A 21,487-nucleotide genomic window follows, 5' to 3' on the forward strand; every position below is an offset into this window, starting at 1 on the left:
GAAAACAATGCCCTGTTAAAGTTTCGATCACGATTGGAAGTCGGGTTTTTAGTAGCATTCCCGACATCAAAAATGACATTCCTGTATTGATTGCAAATGGAACTGTAGATTATACACCTTTTTGGTCCAGATTTATGTATATCAGATTCTGATAATCGACGTTTTGAACCTATAAATAGTATGTGCCCGACTAATCCATTATTGAAACCGAAATATTAAATGAGCGGAACGGCGAGTTGTTTATATATGTATTTACACTTTTTCTTAATAGAATTATGGATTTTGAGTCGGTTTCAATTCCTTGATTACAACGGATAGTCTTCCATCGATACATGGTCGTTTTTGTCCGACAATAGCTAGTCTATACAATTCATTCAAGTGTTACAAAAAGACTCATCCAGTACATATGAGCATTTTAATAAATGATAGGTGATTGAGGACGATTAGTTTCACTATTTAGCCGTTTAAGAAGAATTGCTCTATCTTGCGGTGTCTATCACTTCTCGAGATTTGTCGTAATGGAACAACTTCATCTGCTTTTAGCTGAGGTTGTTTTCAATTATCCAATTAATAAAGTGGAGTCAGGACGTAATTCCTCTACATATATACGACTTTATTTGGGTGCATGTAGACTATAGTCCGCTTACAATTTTCGACTGAACAAACCATATGTCTTATTATTATATTAGGCACAAATAACAACAAAAAAGACCCTACATTTATTATATAGGATCATTTATGAATTACCTTTGAAATTTGTATTTTTTTACAGAAAAATATATCTGTTGCTTTTTTACAAAAATGACTTTTGGCTACCTAATACTCCCCGTTCATCTTCTAGTGCATACAATTTTTTCATACCCAATACACCGCGTTCATCTTCTGCTAAATACATTTCCTCGCTGCCTAGTACACCGCGTTCATCTTCTGCTAAATACATCTCCTCGCTGCCTAGTACACCACGCTCATCTTCCGCAACCCCTTTATGTTCCAGTGAGTATAAACCTAGACTGAATAACAAAGTTACGGCAACGAACATAGTAATTAAGAAAGGTTTACTTTTCATTTTAAAGCCTCCATTTCAAAAATTGTATGATTAGCCGCTTGGGCCATTTCATAATAAAAGACGGCTTGTTCAAGGTTACTATTTTTGCTGTAAGCTTGTGCAATAAGTTTCGAGTAAACTTCTACTGAGTCCCATAGCTGCTTCTGTTTAAAATACGAAATACTTTCATTAAATAGATCATTATCTATATTCGTATTATCAAGGTATAAAACCTTTAGTAACTGAAATTTGTACTTGTACTCAATGTTCTCGGTTTTTTCAAGATAAGATAAAGCGCGATTGAATGCATGTATACCTTCATTATTTATACCCATGCGGCAATATTCTCGACAAACCAAGAATAACGCCTTTATATTGTGTTCATAATCTTCATTCATAGCAATTGGCTTCAAGTATCGAATTGCAGCCTCTGAAAGTCTTTGCTCTGCATAAAAAAAGCCTAGATTATGAAGAACGCGATTTACAAGTTGCTGATCCTCTACCTGTTTAGAATACATGTATGCTGTATGAAACTTTTCTTCTGCCAGATCATACTGCTTCATATCGATATAAATCAATCCATATGCCATTTGAGAATCTGCACTACGCACAATATTCTTTTTATCTGACAAATCAAAAAGTTCTTGTGCTTTTGCAAGGTGAGACAATGAAAAAATGGTTTGTCGGCGGAAGTAATAAGCTGCCGTTAATTTATAATGATATTCTGCTATTTCAAACTGTTCTTCAACATACTTTAGATATTTCTCTGCTTTCATATAGTTATCTAAAGATGACTCAAAATTATCCTCCATGAATTCATATTGTCCACGGAAGAAGTAATAATAAAATCCCAATTTCTCAAATAGAAGTTCCTCATGTGATTCTAGTTGTTGTAGAACTTCACCCGCCTTTATGCTGTCTTTCTCTAATACATAGTGACTTAATTCTATTAACTTTGTATGTAAATAAGTTGGAAAGTCTTTTGTAGTGATTGAGTCTATTAGATCTGTAATTTTATCCTTCAATTTCCTAGCGTTTTGAACATCATTTTCAAGTATATATGTATACCATTTATTCAGTTGTGTGCTTAAATCACGAGAAATTAGTGTAGCTTCTACCATAATAACCCTCCAGCGGCATGTTATTTTCATTTTATCATAGTTGGTATTTTGTGGTTATTGGGAAAATTCAGTTTTTTTATGGTAAATATTTGGGTAGTTTTAGAGGTAGTTTTCCCAAGTTGAGCGTGTACTCGATGATCTGATCGCATCTAAAAAGGCGATCGGAAGAGAAACTGGGATATGATGTTGTCACTTGGCTTACCCTTATGAGGACAAAGATACGGTTCTTTTGGCCAAAGAGGCTGGTATGAATGGCTTTTACGATAAAGAAGGTAAGGTTAATAGATTAAACTCTCAGCCATATGAGATAAAACGCATTACGGTAAACGGTAAATGCGCCGGTGAGGAATGACTCCAAGAAATTAAACACTATCGAGACTAATAGAATCATCTAGGGAATGTATGACTTTGGATTTGATGGTCAGATTAACTTTTCCTTGTGTAAAAGCTCCTCCACTTTTTTAAGTGAGGAGCTTTCTTCTATTCTTTTCATATAAATTAAAATGATAGTATAAGCAAACTGATAATTCCGCCTAAGATTGCAAGTGGTACCATAACTACGAGTATTGTAAGCAGGATATTGCCGAGACCCTTCCATACAGAGAAGTGCTGGGCTTCGGCTATCATTTTTACAAGTACAATGAACGACCATATCCCAATAATCAATTCCAAGATTCCTATATACATAATAGCCGTGCTGTTTTGATTTTCGCTCGTGAATAAGTCCTGTCCGAACATTAAAATATTGATAATCCAGAGTAACATCGTTAATATGATATAAAAGTTCGACCATCCGAATGCAATTTTGATTTGCTCTCTGGTCGCTTCCCCACCGATCCAAGTTCCTGTCCAATATAAAATAAGGCTAACAATGTACCAGCTTAAAAGTCCGCCGAGTATACCTAAAATCATTGCCAATATCATGGTGAATGGAAATGACTGCTCATCCCCAGCCCCTTGTTCAACAGCATTATTTAAAGCACCTGAAATTCCAGCTAAAATCACGAGACAGATGTAAAATTTTGAGTTATTCGAATCGAGGATTTGCCTCGTTGTTTCCCTTGGTTTGACCCACAATGTTAAAAGTGGTCGCAGATTCTCTTGATTCATTCGGTTCTCCCCCTTATTTATCTATCTTTATTATCGGCTACAAGTATATATGCTTGACGGAATATCGGAAAACGGTTGATGCACCAAAGATCAATTTTTAGCCTAATGCCCATGAATGATACAATGGTACAAAGACGAATTATTTCGAAAAAGGTGGGGCTTTGAAGATGGCAGGTTTGAGCGTGAGTCCGATGCTTATTGAAATTTTAACAAGGAAAGAAATTGAGAATCCAACGGTGTCAGATATTCCCGGAAAGTATTCGAAGCTAATCAGTGAAAAAGTTGAAGGATTTCCGATGCTGACGCATAAAAACGAAGTACTCATGACGTGTCGGAATTGTGGGTACAACAGTACATATGATGTAGGAACAATCTTAGTCAATAAGGAGAAATTCAAAAGCGAGAAAGAAACCGAGGACGCGCTTCAGTTTTCGGGCTATTTTCGTTGTGCGGCGTGCAATGAGGCGGGAAACTGGGAGATTAGCAAGGATCTGCTTATCCGGGTGACTTCAGTGATCATGGCATCGACAGGTGGAGTTAAGGATGATCGGTTTGGCGTTGGGGCGTATCATTTGTATGACGGTAGCACGCATCAATTTGCGACCGATTCAGAGGAATATATGTTAGAAAAAATCAGTGAGCGCGACGAAGATGGAGTCGAGCCAAGCAGCGAAGACCTGTCTCTGATTTGGAATAAGCTTGGGAACTTATACTGGACAGGCAGTCGTCCGGATTTGGCTGTTGCTGCGTTTGAACAATCGCTTGATCTGGATGCGGGACACACTGAATCGCATTTTTCACTTGCGCAAATTTTACACCGAGCGGATGAAATAGAGTTAGCTGCGTCTCATTATCGAAAAATGTTGATCGGAGCACGGTATTATAAGGGTATGGAGGCATTGGAGTTTCGAGAATTACTAGCGAACGGTTTGCTTGATAGTTTTGCGATAACCGCGAAAACAGACGGAAAGATCCAAGCGCTTCCTATAAGGGATGAATTGAATTTGACTCCTGCTGAAGCAGATGAATTCGGTGATATTTTCAAGCTAGATTTTAAGCCGAAGCTAGATGATGTGGCCTCCTTCTACCCCGTTGCGGAGATTTTTATGGGGAAACGGCAAAAAGAACTGCCGAAGGAAGATCGACATTACACCCCTGTGGTCAGTATGGCACGTCTTAAGCAGCGTAAGCTCCAACAAAAACGTCGCAAAAAGAAAAAACGCCGATAGGAAATGTTGAACAAAATCGGGGAGTGTTTTCGTCACTTATCGGTCCTTGTCGAAAATTCGATTGGTACCAGGCACGAGATGTCTGCGAAAATTGTAAGCGGACTATAGTCTGTATGCACCCGATGATTGTCAGATTTTCGTTACAGAAATCTGACTACTTACCCCGAAAATGTGCTGTTTTGGTAGAACAGGGATCAACCTAATAGCGAATGAGTATAAATGGGGATTCATAAGGTAACTACCTTCAAAATATGTAATAGCCTCCTTGTTAATTCAAGAAAATTGATAATAAAGGATGAAATAAATTCAATTTATGTGTGCAAGTTCCGATTCTAGTGGTGTGTGCGGTCTTTGGATAAGGGAATTTCGGAGTTTTGGTGTGTAACTTGAGATTTTCGCGTGTAACTCTGAGTTTTGGCGTGTAACTTGAGATTTTCGGTGATTTTACCCTTCCCGAAGAGGCAAAAGGGGCTGAACCAACATCAAACAAACAATGTTTAGATCAGCCCCGTTTTCATTTTCGACGAACAAATTTCGAAGACTTACCTGTCATTCTCCCCAGAAACGCTCGATGATTTGGTTTTGTTGAGAGCGTTGTTGGTGCTGAGTCAAAAGACTGAACACGACGTACCCAATCAAGGACAAAATGACTGGAACGACGACAGTATGCATTCCGAATAGGTTCGGCGAGTACGTGTGGAACACAATGTATGAGCCGACCCCCATCAACATCGAAGCGAGCGCACCTTGAGCATTTCCCTTTTTCCAATACAATCCGAGCACAATCGGCCAGATGAATGCTGCCTCCAGTCCCCCGAATGCAAATAGGTTCAACCAGATCAACAGGTCAGGCGGGTTGATCGCCATCAAAAAGACGAGAATCCCGATGACCGCTGTTATGCCGATACTCAACGTTTTAACTCGACGTTCTGAAGCGGTTGGCCGGACATAATTTATGTAGACGTCTTTAATAACAGCCGAACTCACTAACAAAAGAATCGAATCGACAGTCGACATGACCGCTGCCATCGGGGCTGCGAGTACAACACCTGCAAGCCATCCGGGTAACACTTCAAGCGCGAGCAACGGCATCACCTTATCCCCTACCTCAACACCAGGAATGACAACCCGGCCGAATACACCGATCAAGTGCATGCCTAGCATGATAAAACCGACGACGACCGTTCCGATGATCATCGCCCGGTGCATTGCCTTCGAATCCCGATAGGACATCGCTCGAACCGAAACCTGTGGCAATCCGACGACCCCGATCCCGACCAAAATCCAGAACGAGGAGACGAAAGCTGGTGTCAGTGATCCATCCGCCCCGAACGGTGAAATTAACTTAGGGTTCTCTGCAGCAAGCTCGGTCATGATATTTTCGATTCCGCCACCAGCGATAATCGTTCCAATGAGCAACAGCAACGTCCCAATCAGCATGACAATCCCTTGAATACTGTCCGTAATCGCAACCGCTCGAAATCCGCCAATCACAACGTAAACGAGTACAGATATGGCAAAAATAAAGAGCGAGGCCGTGTAGGAAAGACCTGTAAACGACTCGATCAGCCTCCCTCCCCCAACCCACTGGGCAGCCATCGCACTGAACAAAAACAAGACAATGCTGAACGCCGATAAGAGAACAACCCACTTGCTTTGATAGCGCTCTTTTAAAAAGTCGATCAGTGTAACCGCATTTATTTTCCTAGAGACAATCGCAAACTTTTTCCCTAAAACGGCCAGCGTGAAATAGCCTGTGACGAGCTGTGTCATCGCAAGCAACACCCAGCCGAGTCCCAATGTATAAGCAACACCCGGTCCGCCGACAAAACTGCTGGCACTTCCGAATGTCGCAACCATCGTCAAGGCTAAAACAAAGCCCCCGAGCTGACGGCTTCCTAAAAAATATTCCTGCAGAAAGTCCGGTGCGTTCCGGATGTGTTTTGACGCGTATGTACCGATCGCAAAAACGAGGACGAGGAATCCGATCAACGGTAAAATCACATTCCAATTCATTACGTCTCCTCGCCCTCTTTATCTTCGAATGGAACTTCGACGAATAAGAATTTGACCATGACATAGACGAGTACTGAAAACAGCACGAATCCAAGCAAACAGCTGTAGAAGAACCATGCTGGAAACCCGAGTATGAAGCCGTATTCCGAGACGGGTTTTCCTCCAAGGCCGTAAGCAAATGCGTACCACCAGATGAAGTTGAGTAATGCAAGCCCTACACCCATCAACGCTTCACGATTCGATACCCGGAACCGACGATCCTCTTGAAGCGGATTTTGTTGATTTCCCATTATCCGATCCCCCATATTACGTATTCCAATAGGTTATGCGTATATCTTATCACGAACTAATCAAGATTGGTTTTGTTAACTCTTTTCCACATGCACGCAACGATTCCCTCTCTTATACTACTTTATTTAAAAGGTATTTCGGCTGTCCCCCCTTCTATTGGATTGATTTCGACGTTCCTGTATAATCGAATAAACGGGAAGTTGTGGATGAAGTAGAAAGGGAATTTTTCATGATAAAAAAATTATTGATAATCCTTGCGAGTCTCATAGGGATTGTGGTCATCGGGGGCGGGGCATATGCCTATTATTTATACGATTCTGTGAAGGATACCGCACGTGAAATTCACGAGCCGATTGATCCCGAGCGTGAGGCGACCAAGCCAAGGCCGAAAGTGAGCGATGAGGGGCTTGAACCGATTTCGATTTTACTGATGGGGGTGGATGAGCGCCCTGGTGACCGAGGTCGATCTGACACGATGATCGTCATAACGGTGAACCCGAAAAAGGAATCGATGTACATGTTCAACATTCCGAGGGATACGCGAACGCTGATCGTTGGACGAGGTTATCAAGATAAAATCAACCATGCTTATGCGTTCGGCGGGACGAAAATGGCGGTTGAAACGGTAGAGAATTTTCTCGATATCCCGATTGATTATTATTTTAAAGTGAACATGCAAGGGTTTAAGGATATTGTGGATGCGGTTGGCGGGGTAACGGTTAAAAATGAATTTTCTTTTACGGACGGCGGAAATACGTTCGAAAAAGGTGAAATCCATTTGACTGGTAAAGAAGCACTTTCGTACGTTCGGATGCGAAAAAAAGATCCGGATGGTGATTTAGGGCGAAACGAGCGTCAGCGTCAAGTGATCAAAGCGGTTATTGACGAGGGTGCGAGCGTGTCCTCGTTAACTAAATTTGATGACGTCCTTGATGTGATCAGTGAAAATGTGAAAACGAATATGACCTTTGAAGAGATGACAGATATTCAGGCAAATTATAAGGAAGCCCGTAAAAACATGAAGACGTTCGAAGTTGATGCAACTCCAACCTATATCAATGATATTTTCTACTTTCTTGTTTCCGAAGTGGAACGGAACGAAATCAGTGAAAAGCTGCAGGAACATCTTGGGATGGAAACAGGGGGTAACTAATAGATGAATGGTAAATGGGACTGACCCAACATCCACTTTCTATTGATGTTTTGGATCAGTCCCATTTTTTAATTGTGCTATCTCATTTCAACTAGTACAGGATGCCACTTTTAAGTGCCGTTACGACAGCTTGTACGCGTGTTTTCGCATCTAATTTATGTAAGATCGTGCTGATATGATATTCAACTGTTCTTTTGCTTATTAATAATTGCTTGCTTATTTCTAGATTGGTATTTCCATTTGCGATGAAAGCAAGGATTTCTTTTTCTTTTGGTGTTAGAAATTCAATGGAATTCTGTAAATTCATTATGTGAGGGTAAATTAATTTGCCTTTTAAAACTTGGATCAAAGACTCGATTAATTCATCTGAAGAGTAATCATAGGTGATATATGAGGCTACGCCGTTGGATAATGCTTGTTTGACTGTAAGGCTGTTCGTATTTGAATTAAGTACTGCAGTTTTTATTTGATCGTTCCACCCATTTTTTATGTATGAAATTAAATTCAGTTCTTTGGAGTTGCCTTCAAAATTGATCATTAATACTAAATTAGGCTGGAGAGCATAGATCATGTTTTGCGCCTTATCAATTGATGTAGTCGACTCGATTACTTTCATTCGATTATCGTTTTCAAGATGAGCCTTTAGTAGATCATTCAACATCTTCTTTTTACCGACTACTAAAATATCGTACACCCAATCTCACTCCTCTTCTCTATCAACTATATTAGCTAACATACACCATAACCTCCTAATTATAAAGATTTTCCAATATTATAAGTTATTTATCATGCTACTATTCGTTCATTTAACTACCTTCCTATCACTGATTCCGAGAGATAACCGGGATAATTTTCCTATTTTTATAATTTTGAAATTTGCACTATACCGAAAGTATTATACGAGTAATACTTATTTACTATATATTGCTATTATTCATAAAATTAAGACAAGCATTCGTAAGATTTGCTAATTTTTCTGAAGGGGGTGTCAGTACATGTCTGATAATGAAAAAAAGCTTCCGGAATTGACGGTTGAGGAAATCAGTGCAGCGGTGGAAACAGCAATTGAAAATAAAGACGGTGATGATGCGTTTGATGTCAATATCATTGCTTGCTAACAGTTCGAGGGGTCACTAAATTTTAGTGGCCCTAACCTACTATTTGAGGGGTGGAAACATGAAACGATCTCGATATGTTGTCAAATCAAAATCCGATGATGGACAACATACATTACTTTACAATATACGAACTGGAAGAGGATTGAAGTTTCCGAGGGGTCTCGATGTATGGAATAACGATTCACTGAAGCCCTATCTGTCCAAGCACAAATTCATGATTCAAAAAGACCAGCAAGAGGATCAGGAGGTATTAGACGATTATAAAAAGGTACGCAGGGACAGTCAAACACTGCACCTGATCATCCTTCCTCATGAAAACTGCAATTTCAGATGTGTCTATTGCTATGAAAACTTTGAGAAAAACAAAATGGATCCTGAGGTTGAGGAAGGTATAAAAAACTATATTAAACATGAGTTATCAACCGGAGACTATAACCTATTTACAGTAAGCTGGTTCGGGGGAGAGCCCTTACTAGGCATAGATGTGATGGAACGGATCAGTGACTATGCGATCAACCTTTGCAATAAGCTCGACATTAAATATACAGCTGGCATTACAACGAATGGTTCATTGATTACGAGAAAAAACCTTAAAAAGCTGTGTGACATGAAAGTAACAAAATATCAAATTACGATCGATGGCATAAAAGAGATCCATGATAAACAACGGGTACAGGCTAATGGTAAGGGTACGTATGATTCGATCATGAAAAGCCTTGTGCTTATGCACGAGTCCGATGAAAGGTTCAAGGTGTTGATTCGGATGAATGTTTCACCCGACAACTTCAAATATGCCAACGAACATATGGATATTATGGAAAAGACCTTTGAAAAGGACCCGAGATTCGAAATGTACTTTCATAACATCGGGCATTGGGGTGGCAAAAACGATGAAAACGTTGAGGTATGCAGCGAAAATATGATGGTACATCTTTTAGAGCAATCTTCAAAACGGGATCTCCCTACCTTTTCAGTGAACAAACTAATGGCTCCAGACAATGTATGCTATGCAGCAAACCCCAAGTCATTCGTGATCGGTACAGATGGAATGCTCTATAAATGTACGGTTGCTCTTTATGACGAGCGTAATCATATTGGAAAAATAAATGCTGATGGAACGATGGACATTAATGAAGATCGTATGAAGTTATGGACAGACAAAGGGGTTGAAGACCAAAAATGCAAATCCTGCTTTTTTGCACCTTCCTGTCATGGTGATTCCTGTCCGCTTATCCGGATGCAAACCCAAAAACAACCATGTCCGGATTGGAAAGGTGATATTCCGCACCTTGTAAAATTGCTTGATATACAGGCAGACGTATTTGATGAGGTCAAAGTTAAACAAGAGGTGACCTGATGCTGACTCCAGATGAAAGATGTATTAACGAAGTTGTCCAGGGGGTACTGGCAGAAAAGATTCACTTTACAAGAGCAATCGGTGCGATGGTTCCTACCCTTTATCTAACTGATGCATATAAAGGAAAAATGGGATCAGGCTTCAACCAATTGGATTTAATAAATGGGGATCAGTTGACCAACTACTATGCGGAATTTGTGCACACACTTCGAGAGAATGGTAGCCACGCACCCGCTATCAGATTCTTAACATCAAATCCTCTGGTCCCCTGGTCAACTTTTAAAGTAAAGGAAAGTGTCCGGCTGTTTTTAATCAATCATGCCTACTATCACTATCTTCATGGACAATTTTGGTTTCATTATGAATTTTTCGGCCAAACCGAAACGGGAGCTCAAATAAACGTTTTACATTATATCAGGCTGCAAACACAGGCTATGCTGATGTGCTTTTATTCAAAGAAACCAGTTAACCAGCTGATTGACATCTATAACGAGACCATAAACAAAAGGGTGCTAGGAAATCGTCTTCAAAGATTCCGATTCGAACTAGAGTTCAGCGTACTACTTATACACTATGGCTCCTATTCCTATGCGCAGCAACAGCTTACATCCCTCGAGGATATCAATCAATCGATATCGGATCCACGGATGACCATTGAATTCAATAATGTTTGTTCATTGCTCTACTATAAATTAAATGATTATGAAAAGGCTTTTCGATATTTAGACGAAGCACTCAGAGTTGCGTCGGAAACGTTGGATTACGAGGATGACCTTTTCACGTATCTCAGAAATAACAAGGAAAAATTGCTGCATAAATGTACAAAAGAGGTGAGCAGTCTGTGATTAGAACGAAGTTGAGGGTTGCAATCGGCTGTTCGGGATCAATTGGTGTCATCAACCTTCCACAATACCTTGTAGAACTTCAAAAGATCGATTGCGAAATTAAAGTCGTGATGAGTGAGTCTAGCAGGAAATTTTTACAGCCGATGGTTATCGAAAGCTTAGTTCACAACGAGGTGATAACGGATGAAATGCAAAAGGGTACAGGTGAAGCACTACACATGAGATTGATACAATGGTGCGATCTTCTGATTGTACTGCCTGCGACTGCAAACACGATCGGGAAAATTGCGAATGGTATTGCCGATAATGTACTGACTACAGCAGTGATAGCATGTAATAATCCGGTTATCATCATACCAAATATGAACGAAAGCATGTGGGCATCCAAAATTGTCACAAAGAACGTCGAAGCATTAAAGTCATTCGATTTCACTGTCATCGAACCCATTTTACAAAATACGTACATAAGCTCAGAAAAAAGCTATAAACAAACATTAAGTATGCTTCAGCCTAAACAATTATTGAATGTACTCAATCATTTGCTTGAAGGAAGTTTCACGGAAACCAATCGAAAGGAGCCGTCGATTTAATGTATACACATACCTACGTCCTGGAAAATGGTATTCGGGTTATCGTTGTCAATACGAACGACCAGTCAATGACGACGACGGCAGGTATTTTTGTCCGTCAAGGGGGGCGAAATGAATCTGAATCAGACAATGGAATCAGTCACTTCATCGAGCATTTATTAGCAAACACGAATCGCGCGATTGAAAACAAAAAAACAGCTGTGAAAAAAATCCTTTCTAACGGTGGTATTCTCAACGCCACTACTACAAAGGAAATCACTTATTACCATGGAACCTGCTTAAAGGAGCATACCAATGACCTAATCGATTCACTGTTCGAACTCATCTATAAGCCCGACATAACCGATTTGGATATCGAACGTGAAAAGAAAATCATTTTAGATGAATATCGAAATAAATTGTCCACAACCAATCAAATATACGAACATTTTTGGTCTTCTATATACGGGAAAAAGACATACGGCAACTGGGTGATTGGAAACGAAAAAACCATCAAGAGCTTTAATCGGGATCAAATTGAGCAATATTATGATTCGATTTATATTGCAGACAATATGTCCGTTGTCGTGTTGACAAATGAAGATGCTTATAAGGTGATCAACAAAATCAATGAAGTTTTCAGTAAAATACCAATCGGTACACCAAACCCGACTGAAGTTCTGTTAGCACATGAAGTAGGATTGAACAACATCCAAACGAGTAGTGATCAGCTGGTTGTTTGTTTTGGTGATAAAGGTCCTTCCTTCAGCGACCATAATTCAACATCCTTTGAACTATTGACTGCTTTATGGGGATCTATTCCTTCTTCAAGGCTATTCCAAGTCCTTAGAGAAGAATATAACCTCGTTTATCAAATCCAATCATTCAGTAACACATATGTACAAACAGGAAATTACGGAATTATTGCCAATGTTCACAAAAATAATTTCCAAAAATTTGTTAGCCTGCTATATTATGAGATAGAACGCCTTCGAAATGAATTTTTCGAACCAGAAGAAATTTCTAGGGCTGTGTCCGTCTTGAAGACCTTTCTGCTGACGAAATTGAACTCCCCAGATTTTCTCCTTAGATTAATAGGTACTAGAGCTGCATTCGGTCACCATTTTTTCTTGAATGAAATGGTTCGAGAACTTAGCAGAATTACCCCTGATCATCTGATGTCTCTTGCAAATGAATACATTAAACCAGATAACCTATCAATCATTACGTTAGGGAATATTACAGGGGATGAAATCATGGATACAATTTACAAGAAGGAGGAAGTTTCATGAGTTTATCCAACGCAGTGATTTCAGAAGACCAAGAAAAACTTTTTGAAGATGAAGACTTTTTATTGACTTATTTATTTCTTTCAGAGAATGAAGCAACGGTTACACAAATCCGTAGATTTACAGGTCTATCCCAGCTCCGCGTCGCACATATTTTAAACAAATTGATGAACCACGAACTTGTTAAAAAGCTGGATTATATCGGCGAACGAAATATCCAGACCTCCATGTATACAACAGCCGTTCAAAATATTGATATGAGTAAGATTGCCGAAAAAAATAAAATCGGTGCAACGCATTTGATTATAAAAAAGGTTCAACGAGATATCTCGCAAATTTTATCAAATGACATCGATGGACTGATTCCGAAAATTTCCTATACTTCATTTCAATTAGCAGATGATTCATACAACACAGTTTTAAAAAAATTAAATGAAGTCCAAGAGTTGATCAAAGATTTGGAAAAGCAAGATCTCGAGCACAATAAAACAACGACACCAGCAGTATTTTTCCAATCCTTCTATTCCAACTTAATTTCGAATCCGAGAGGAGAAATCAAATGAAGGAACTTTTTTTAAAAAATCCAAGTTATTTAAGACTCTGGATCGCACAGGTTATTTCAGAAATAGGCGACGGGATCACGAAAACCCTTATTATTTTTCTTGTCGCCACATTAACCCAAGATCCATTCATGATTGGAATTGTTGTCTTTGCACAACTGCTTCCCGGTGCATTGTTTGGTTCCATTCTAGGTCCAATCGTCGACCGCTTTTCTAAAAGAAATATTCTCGTATTGATGGATCTCTATCGAATGGGGATTGTTTTACTGATGATAGTGTTTAGCGACCAAGCATGGTTACTTATTCTTTTAATTGTTTTACAAGGTCTCGGAACAGCATTATTCGAGCCGGCTAGAGCTGCATCGATTCCATTTTTAGTCGATCAGGAAAAAATCCCTCAAGCTGTTGGTCTATCACAAGGAACCCGTCAAGCCATGATGATTATAGGTCCAGCAATCGCGGGACTGCTATTATTCATCAGTAATACTGATATTATATTTGTTATCGATGCGATTACATATATTGTCTCCGCAGTTGTTCTCTTTACGATCACGAAACTTGGAGGAAAAGCTAGTCCTGAAGCGGGCGGTGAATCGTATCTTTCATCCTTGAAAAGCGGGGTAGTCGCTATTGGGGAGGTTCCAGCCTTGCGCTTTCTTATCGTTCTATTAATACCCGTTACAATTGCTGCTGGAGTACTCAGCACCAACATTAGCGCGATGTTTTTACAAGCATTCGATGTACCTGCACAAGAATTCGGTTATTTACAAGCTACAGTCGGAGCAGGCGCTGTCCTTGGCTCACTGCTGGCTCCAAAGCTCCTGAAGCGTTTACGGCCTGGCATAATGTTATTAGCCAGCACTGGACTTATAGGTGCCTGGATGATTGTTGTGTTGAGTCTTACACAATTTCAATCTGATTTCGGTACGTTCCCAATTTACGTTTGGGCATGTGTTGTAGGTTTCTTGAATGCAATGTTGAATGTTCCACTTAGTTCTTTATTTTTAAGTATCACTCCACAACAATTCTTAGGTCGAGGAGCAGCCATTTTCCAGTCCACAGTAAATTTTGGAATGATGGGTGGGATTTTGGCAGGTGGATATTTTGCCGGGTTAACCGACACCATTGTTACCACAGCATGGACTGGAGTTATCATGGTCGTTATGATCTTTATTTTCCCACTCTTTAAAGGATTTAAAACGTTATCTGACGTCGGGAAGGAAGAAAAGAATCCTGAAGTTGCTTAAAGATAGTCACCTTTTAAAAAAGCGGATACCTTAGGATAAGCTATACCCGTGTAACGGACACTGATGAAAAAGTGTCCCTTATACGTATCCTTTAATTTTCTATGACTGTTATACTTGGTGATCCATTGTCTAAGTATATAATCACCGGATATTTCGTACTTCCTGACAATCTCAGGTAGAGAAAAATCACCCGATAAATAATCTCTTACTGCTGCTTCCTTAAGCTCCTTAGAATAGGACCTCCATGATTGGGATTCTTTTAAGCCCTCATTACTCAAATTGTTCAATCCATCGTTTTAATGAGTTTTTATTGCTTGAAATTTTGAACAAAGTTCTCGAATGGAATACTCTCTATTATAAAAGCAAGCAATACTTCATATTTAAAATCTTCAGAGTAAGATCTTTTAGACATTGAAAAGCTCCCCAGAAGATAAAACAGATTTTTATTTTTTAATCTGTCTACCTTAGGGGGAGCGTATCAATCCAAGCTCGTTTTATTCCTCTATTTTAATTAATAGTTTCCAAGTCTTTTTCTTCTGTTACCTGTTCGTCCTTGGTGATTTCTGTTGCTTCCTCAGAATTGATATTTTGGGATTGTTTATCTTCATTGCCGAAATGATTGATGTTCCCTCGTGAAACAAAGCTTTCAATCATCGCTTTTAAATCCATCCCAGTAGATTCCTTAAGACTTTCCTGGACGCCTAGCATTGTCTTTGTCACATTATTCGCAACTTTGGTTGCACCACCGTTTGAATCACTGCCACCCATATCGATGATTTTCATATCTTTGATTTGGGATAATGGCTTAGAAATTTCACGTGCGTAATCAGGAAGTATTTTAATCAGCATCTCAAGAACCGCTGCATCACCGTATTGTTCCATAGCCTTGGCCATAAGTTCCTTCGCTTCCGCTTCCGCTCTACCCTGTTCACGGATAACTTCTGCTTTTGCTTGCCCGTCGATACGTGCTTTTTCAGCTTCGGCTTCCGCCTTGGCTTTGATGTCATAGGCATCGGCATCTGCTTGAGCTTTCCGTCGTTTTTGTTCTTCTTGTTCTAATTCCACCTGTCTTTGTCTTTCTATGTATTGAACTTTCATCTTTTCCTCTGTCTCTAGTTGAGATAGTTTGGATTTTTCAATCGCATACGCTTGTTCCGATTTTGCACGAGCTCGTTCTGTTTCTTCTTTAATTTGAGCTTCCTTCAAATCTTTTTCTTTTCTAGACTCAGCGATGGCCGTCAAGCGCTTATTTTCTTCGTCCTGCGCTTCTTGGTCATTTTTGGCTTTGTAAATACGTGTTTCTTTCTCAGAGTCAGATTCTGCCTTTTCTGCCTTTTTACGAATCTCAGCAATGCGAGGACGACCTAGATTATCTAGATAACCGTTTTCCTCATCTGCGTCACGCAAATCATCCAGACCGAATGATGTAAGTTTAAAACCCATGTTATCCAATTCTTTTTGAGCGATTTCTTGAACTTGCTGGTTGAAGGATTCACGATCGTTATTGATTTCTTCTACAGATAACTTTGACAGTATCGCACGAAGATTTGTTCCAAGCACTTTGGATACTTCTTCTTCGATTTCCCCTGGTTTTTTCCCTAAGAACTGTTCTGCATAACTTGCGACTCCCTTTAATGAATCTGCAATTTTAACGGAAGCAATAGCATCTGCAACAACAGGTACTCCTTGGAGGGTGTATACTTTTGGTGTTGTCAGTTTGATTTGAAATGAATTCAAATCTACTGGAGTACAGGTTTGGAACAACTTAAGTCGTATCCCGCCACCACGAATAATTTTTAAACTTCTTCCATCTCCGTCTTCGAAAATCCGATTATCTTTTTCAGGATCACCTAGTTTCGGTCCCGTAATGATCAAAGCTTCATTGGAACTGGCTGTTTTGTAACGCAATTTAAAAATGATAAACGTTGTAATTCCAATAATCAACAAAATAAAGAGTACAATCCCTGCAATCATCAGAGTTAAAAAACTTCCCATTTGATATCCCCTCTCAAAATTGTATGTATTTTACTTACCCCCTCTCATTCTAACAATAAGTAGCGTATGACGTCATCCGAAAATTGGAAATTCACCATAAAAAATGCTCTGAAGCGTCTATACGGATAATGCCAAGCGAAAACTCAGCGAAACCATCACTATGGAGCGTTCATACGAACAGTTCGTGGTAAAAAGTCAGCTGAACCATCACTATGGAGCATTCATAGGGACAGATTCGAGCTGAAACTAGTGCCCCAAATGAAAAAATAACCCAGTTATGAGATGTATAACTGGGTTTATTCCTTATTGAATAGAGAGTCAGAGGTACTTGCTACACAAGTACCAACTCATCATACGGCTGAAACAAAGCAGACACCGGGAGATAAGTGCCGGTGCCTGCTTTCTGTCTAGTGCTTATTCGAGGATTTGGTCGATTGTTATGATCATTTCACTTGCGAAAGTTGTGTCAATCTTCTTTCCAGATTGTGCGTTTAAGAAGTTTTGCAGTGCGTTCAGCTTGTTCGCTTCTGCTCGCTCGTTTGGTGCGTTTTGTGCTGAGCGAATTTTGCTCTCTAATGCGTTGATGATTCCGTGGTGCGTTACTGCTCCATCTTCAACCGCTTCGTCTAGCATTTCATCAAGATCGTCCACCGTTGGAACAATGACGACGATAAATGTTTGGACTTCCTCTTGGTTAAAGTTGTTATCGACGGAACGAACCTCCACGGTATATGCTCCGATTTCAGTTAACGTAAACGAGTTGCCTTCAACCTTCGTCCATTCTCCGTCGTTCACGCGGTATTCGGTTTTCATGATACCGATGCCCTCACCGTCAGTCGCTTCAACTGTAAACGTGACATCTTCTTCATTTTCCACATCTGCTCCAATATTTCCGTCAACAGCAACGGTTGTATTCGGTGCAAGATAGTCGCTGCTGATTCGAGCATCTGGATGGATCTCAATCGCTTCGTCAAAGCTTTCGATATAGTGGATTGTTGCTTCCAAATCATTTGGACCCTGTACTGGATTTTCCGCTAACTCGAATAAGCGATAGTCGTCTGTTCCGTGTGGGTACATGTAGTTGTTCACGACAACTGTGTACGTTTCATCTGGCTGGACTTCACTTCCGTCTGGCAAGTAAAGGCTCACCACTTCATTCGTTTCTTCATTCCATGTATATCGGAATCCTGCTATGCTCACATCAGGTCCATACCACGGGTGGAACTGAGTATTCAACACTTTACGGAGATCGTCTCCTGTTACGTGAAGCTTCACCAATGTGTTACCGAATGGTTGGATGTTGTACAGCTCGCCCCATGTAATCGGTCCGGCATCGAGATTATCTCGGATTCCGCCACCGTTCATGAGTGCGAAGTCTGCGTCCATCTCCCATCTCATTCCTTCTGCGATCAGGTTCCCAAGCGCGTTATCTCCGTAAAGTCCTTTTGTTGCGTAGCCGCCTTCAAGTGGTATCGCTGCTTCGCCAACAACCTCAGTCAGCTTCGGTCCGACCATTTCAAGGTATTTGTCTAAAATCGCTGTAATTTCAGCATCTGGAGTGATTCCGCTTTGGACGACGTCAACGATTTCTGCTGATTTTTTTACAATATCATTCGTTGCAGGGTCGATTTCAAGATCCACGTCTGCGAATGCTTTTCCATATTCCCAAGCTTGAACGATCAGCTTGTTATCGACGACTGCATTTACTTTTACATGGTTATGTGCGGCAAAAATGACATCGACAGCGTCGTTAATGCTCGTTGCGAGGTCAGCAACTTCTCCTGTCGCTGTTTCGCCGGATTGGTTCCCTGGTTCATGCGCGAGTACGACAATTGCCTCGACACCCTGCTCACGAAGTTCTGGTACAAACCGGTTTACGGCTCCCGCTTCATCTGTAAAACGAACGTTCTGAATGCCATCAGGGATGACCATTGAAGGTGTTTCCGTCGTGACGATGCCGATGAATCCAATTTTCGTTCCACCAATCTCAAGAACGGTATATGGATCAAGCACCAATTCACCTGTATCCTTGTATTCCACGTTTGCTGCTACCATCGGAAAGTCGATGCCGTCATAGTTCTCGGTTCCTTCTGGGTGGTCCCCGCCATTGATAAGGCGCATCATTTCATCGACACCTTCATCAAATTCATGGTTTCCGAGTGTTCCGACGTCAAATCCCATCGCTTCCATCATTTCAACGGTCGGCTCATCTTGTAAAAGTGCGGAAACCGGTGAACTTGCTCCGACCATATCTCCAGAGTGGACCGTCAATGTGTTCGGGTTCGTTGCTTCGCGCTCGTTCAAGGACGCAGCAAGATAATCCATTCGTCCATATTTTACGCCTTCAATTGTGTCGGTTACATCAATTTTTCCGTGTAGGTCGTTGACACCTAGCAGCTGGACCTTGATGTTATCGTTCGCACCGCTGTCTACTGCGGTATATCCTGCATCAATTGCATCCTGTTCTTTAAAGAAAAAGACGCGATTTTTTACAGGGATGTCCTCCCATTTTTCAGGGGCAACATATTGTTTCGTAAAATAATCGCCAACAAACTTGTCCGGACCGCCACGAGAGTTGAAGCGGAACTCGTATGGAAGCTCATCGATCGGATTATCAGGATCCCACATACCACGGCCGTTTTCAATCGCTTCCTTCGCCGCTGAGCTGTAGGATTCAAAGTGCTCCAGGTTCGGATAGATAAAATATGGAACAGCTCGTCCGAGACGCACCATTTCTTCATTAACGTCCATGTCGCCTTTGTGGATGTGAGCTAAAAGACGTCCGTAGGAATCGAGAGCCTCTTCACCTACTTCGATCGTCACTTCTGTCCCTTGTGGAAGCAGTCGTTGAAGTTCTTCTTTTGCTGCTACCGCATGCTCACCTTGGGACTGGCCGTTATAATTCGTTTCAGGTGTATCGATTGATAGCATACGTACCTTCGTTGTTCCGATGACCGGATCAGTCAAGTGGACGGTATCGCCATCTACCACACTTTCAATCGTCGCGGTATATGTTTCCTTTGGTGCAGGTGCTGGAGGCTGGTCAGCTAGTAAACTGAAATCTCCTGCTTCGGTCGGTAAAAGCTGATACTCATTGTATTGGCCAACGACCGCCGTCACGTTGTACCATTTGCCTTCTTGTAGCGTGGACACATCAATTCCGGTTGAGCCTTCAACCCGTAGGATGACGCCTTGCATCGAATCATCGATAAATGAAATATTGTATCCGCCGCCAGCTTCATCAGCTGGGATCGACTGGATGAATCCTGTCACATTGACAAGGGATCCCTCATGTGCCTCGCCACTATCGTCGAAAAGAGTTGATAGTTCGATAGATTTAGCTGCTGGGAGCTCGTTTCCTTCTGATAAAACGGTAATAGAGGTAGGTTCTATTTCAGTCAGGCTGCGATATGATGTGATTTCACCTGTAACCTGGATCTTCTGCCCTTCTTCTAAAACTGCTAGATTTTCGTTGAATGAAAAAACGTTGATTCCAGCTGTGCTGTCTTGTATGTATGCAGATAGATTGCTTCCGGTAAAGTCAGCAGTGACAATTCCTTCTACTGTAACGGTCTGCCCATCCATCGCTTTCGCATCTGAAATCGGGGTTACCGTGTTTTCTGCCTGGACGATTCCCACTGGCAACAGGGTTAAGAGCATAGCGAAAGTCGCCAGAAGACTTGTCCACCTTTTTAGCATAGGTTGGTACATAGATAGAACCTCCTAGATTTGGTTTAAATTCTCTTTATTTCTTACTCTACTAGAATTTGTTTAATCTTGTATGAATTTCGTGAAAAGGTTCGGAAAAATCGTTCCAGCATACTATAAAAAGGTAGGACAACCGAGCCAAATGGCACAGTTTAACAGGAATGAGTAAATAGGCCTATAAAACTATTTAACGGTTTACAGAAATTTGATGTCGTTGTAAAATAATGTATGGATATAGAATTGCTGGGATGTCAGATCGATGGGGGCTTAGGAGTGACAAGTAAGAAAGATACAAATATTCAAGAACACGAAGAAATCTACTCATTGCAACAACTTATGTATGAATATAGTAAGACGATCGATACATATTCCGATCCCACATTTGTGAGGATCAGCCAACTTTTAGATAAAAAGCTCAATCAACTTCAAAAACATAACGGTCAAAAGTGCTTTGACTAAGAGAGCTGCTCACATAGATGGGTGGCTTTTTTGTTTGGGGTGAATTTAATAAAAGATTACAAATGTTAAAACTTGCACAAAATGAAGCTCGCGGGTACGTAAGAGGCGTTGTATTCCCTTTTTCTTTATTAGATGTTTGAGGGCACGAATGAGCCCATCATCTCAGTAAATCTCTCAAGGAAATCATAATAAAGTTGATTTGCTCTATACAAATCTTCATTATATCAATCTTTTCTGGAGTAGTTCGGTGGTTGCGGGATAATGCTTTTTCGCAGTAAAAGATTTCCCTCCCCTGCTCGGCTTCAGTTTTTCACAATCCAGCACTCCAGATGACCTTACTACATCCGCTTGACACAAAAAGTGGGCAAGTTCCCT

General features: G+C 40.7%; 19 protein-coding genes. 10 read left to right on the forward strand and 9 right to left on the reverse strand.

Annotation, left to right across the window (positions count from 1 at the left end; all coding sequences use genetic code 11):
• Positions 1-793 precede the first annotated feature (793 nt).
• The 3 genes from MOJ78_RS19240 to MOJ78_RS19250 form a co-directional block, all read right to left on the reverse strand.
• The gene (locus tag MOJ78_RS19240) at positions 794-1,066 is read right to left on the reverse strand and encodes a hypothetical protein (protein WP_304978933.1); all 273 of its coding nucleotides are present in this window, start codon (positions 1,064-1,066) and stop codon (positions 794-796) included.
• Complete coding sequence (locus tag MOJ78_RS19245) at positions 1,063-2,166, reverse strand: tetratricopeptide repeat protein (protein WP_304978934.1); 1,104 nt, start codon at positions 2,164-2,166, stop codon at positions 1,063-1,065. Before MOJ78_RS19245 ends, MOJ78_RS19240 begins: the two co-directional genes overlap by 4 nt.
• Before the next feature lie 498 nt (positions 2,167-2,664).
• Entirely contained in the window at positions 2,665-3,276 is a 612-nt protein-coding gene (locus MOJ78_RS19250; protein WP_304978935.1) for a Yip1 family protein, read from the reverse strand.
• A 167-nt stretch (positions 3,277-3,443) separates the two neighbouring features.
• On the opposite strand from MOJ78_RS19250, the gene MOJ78_RS19255 reads away from it, so the two are divergent.
• On the forward strand, positions 3,444-4,505 hold the full coding sequence (locus MOJ78_RS19255; protein WP_304978936.1) for a tetratricopeptide repeat protein: 1,062 nt from the start codon (positions 3,444-3,446) through the stop codon (positions 4,503-4,505).
• 549 nt (positions 4,506-5,054) lie between these two features.
• On the opposite strand, the gene panF is transcribed toward MOJ78_RS19255, so the two are convergent.
• Positions 5,055-6,521 (reverse strand): sodium/pantothenate symporter, encoded by a 1,467-nt coding sequence (gene panF, locus MOJ78_RS19260; RefSeq protein WP_304978937.1) that lies wholly within the window; start codon positions 6,519-6,521, stop codon positions 5,055-5,057.
• Positions 6,521-6,811 carry a YhdT family protein gene (locus tag MOJ78_RS19265; protein ID WP_304978938.1) on the reverse strand — a complete coding sequence of 97 codons (291 nt, stop codon included), beginning with the start codon at positions 6,809-6,811 and terminating at the stop codon, positions 6,521-6,523. The genes panF and MOJ78_RS19265 overlap by 1 nt, the downstream gene beginning before the upstream one ends.
• A 230-nt stretch (positions 6,812-7,041) precedes the next feature.
• Here MOJ78_RS19265 and MOJ78_RS19270 point away from each other — a divergent pair, with 230 nt between their 5' ends.
• Positions 7,042-7,965, forward strand: coding sequence for an LCP family glycopolymer transferase (locus MOJ78_RS19270; protein WP_304978939.1), 924 nt, complete (start codon positions 7,042-7,044; stop codon positions 7,963-7,965).
• A gap of 91 nt (positions 7,966-8,056) precedes the next feature.
• On the opposite strand, the gene MOJ78_RS19275 is transcribed toward MOJ78_RS19270, so the two are convergent.
• Positions 8,057-8,659, reverse strand: coding sequence for a response regulator transcription factor (locus MOJ78_RS19275; protein WP_304978940.1), 603 nt, complete (start codon positions 8,657-8,659; stop codon positions 8,057-8,059).
• 301 nt (positions 8,660-8,960) lie between these two features.
• Here MOJ78_RS19275 and MOJ78_RS19280 point away from each other — a divergent pair, with 301 nt between their 5' ends.
• Genes MOJ78_RS19280 through MOJ78_RS19310 form a run of 7 tightly spaced genes read left to right on the forward strand, consistent with a single transcriptional unit; the run spans position 8,961 to position 14,950 of the window.
• Complete coding sequence (locus tag MOJ78_RS19280; protein ID WP_304978941.1) at positions 8,961-9,083, forward strand: hypothetical protein; 123 nt, start codon at positions 8,961-8,963, stop codon at positions 9,081-9,083.
• Positions 9,084-9,141: 58 nt separating this feature from the next.
• Positions 9,142-10,440, forward strand: coding sequence for a radical SAM/SPASM domain-containing protein (locus MOJ78_RS19285; protein WP_304978942.1), 1,299 nt, complete (start codon positions 9,142-9,144; stop codon positions 10,438-10,440).
• Complete coding sequence (locus MOJ78_RS19290) at positions 10,440-11,285, forward strand: hypothetical protein (protein ID WP_304978943.1); 846 nt, start codon at positions 10,440-10,442, stop codon at positions 11,283-11,285. The genes MOJ78_RS19285 and MOJ78_RS19290 overlap by 1 nt, the downstream gene beginning before the upstream one ends.
• Complete coding sequence (locus MOJ78_RS19295; protein ID WP_304978944.1) at positions 11,282-11,875, forward strand: flavoprotein; 594 nt, start codon at positions 11,282-11,284, stop codon at positions 11,873-11,875. The genes MOJ78_RS19290 and MOJ78_RS19295 overlap by 4 nt, the downstream gene beginning before the upstream one ends.
• A complete protein-coding gene (locus MOJ78_RS19300; protein WP_304978945.1) occupies positions 11,875-13,146 on the forward strand; it encodes a M16 family metallopeptidase in 1,272 nt (423 codons plus the stop codon). The genes MOJ78_RS19295 and MOJ78_RS19300 overlap by 1 nt, the downstream gene beginning before the upstream one ends.
• Entirely contained in the window at positions 13,143-13,706 is a 564-nt protein-coding gene (locus tag MOJ78_RS19305) for a helix-turn-helix domain-containing protein (RefSeq protein WP_304978946.1), read from the forward strand. Before MOJ78_RS19300 ends, MOJ78_RS19305 begins: the two co-directional genes overlap by 4 nt.
• Positions 13,703-14,950: an MFS transporter gene (locus MOJ78_RS19310; protein ID WP_304978947.1), complete on the forward strand. Its 1,248-nt coding sequence runs from the start codon at positions 13,703-13,705 to the stop codon at positions 14,948-14,950. Before MOJ78_RS19305 ends, MOJ78_RS19310 begins: the two co-directional genes overlap by 4 nt.
• On the opposite strand, the gene MOJ78_RS19315 is transcribed toward MOJ78_RS19310, so the two are convergent.
• The 3 genes from MOJ78_RS19315 to MOJ78_RS19325 all read right to left on the reverse strand — a co-directional run bounded on the left by MOJ78_RS19315 (position 14,947) and on the right by MOJ78_RS19325 (position 20,656).
• Positions 14,947-15,228 carry a transposase gene (locus MOJ78_RS19315; protein WP_304978948.1) on the reverse strand — a complete coding sequence of 94 codons (282 nt, stop codon included), beginning with the start codon at positions 15,226-15,228 and terminating at the stop codon, positions 14,947-14,949. The two genes, MOJ78_RS19310 and MOJ78_RS19315, sit on opposite strands and share 4 nt — an antisense overlap.
• A 229-nt stretch (positions 15,229-15,457) precedes the next feature.
• Entirely contained in the window at positions 15,458-16,945 is a 1,488-nt protein-coding gene (locus MOJ78_RS19320; RefSeq protein ID WP_304978949.1) for a flotillin family protein, read from the reverse strand.
• A gap of 414 nt (positions 16,946-17,359) precedes the next feature.
• Positions 17,360-20,656 (reverse strand): 5'-nucleotidase C-terminal domain-containing protein, encoded by a 3,297-nt coding sequence (locus tag MOJ78_RS19325; RefSeq protein ID WP_304978950.1) that lies wholly within the window; start codon positions 20,654-20,656, stop codon positions 17,360-17,362.
• Positions 20,657-20,926: 270 nt separating this feature from the next.
• Here MOJ78_RS19325 and MOJ78_RS19330 point away from each other — a divergent pair, with 270 nt between their 5' ends.
• Positions 20,927-21,112 (forward strand): Spo0E family sporulation regulatory protein-aspartic acid phosphatase, encoded by a 186-nt coding sequence (locus MOJ78_RS19330; protein ID WP_304978951.1) that lies wholly within the window; start codon positions 20,927-20,929, stop codon positions 21,110-21,112.
• Positions 21,113-21,487 lie beyond the last annotated feature (375 nt).

The organism is Alkalihalobacillus sp. AL-G, from assembly GCF_030643805.1.
Lineage (GTDB): Bacteria > Bacillota > Bacilli > Bacillales > Fictibacillaceae > Pseudalkalibacillus.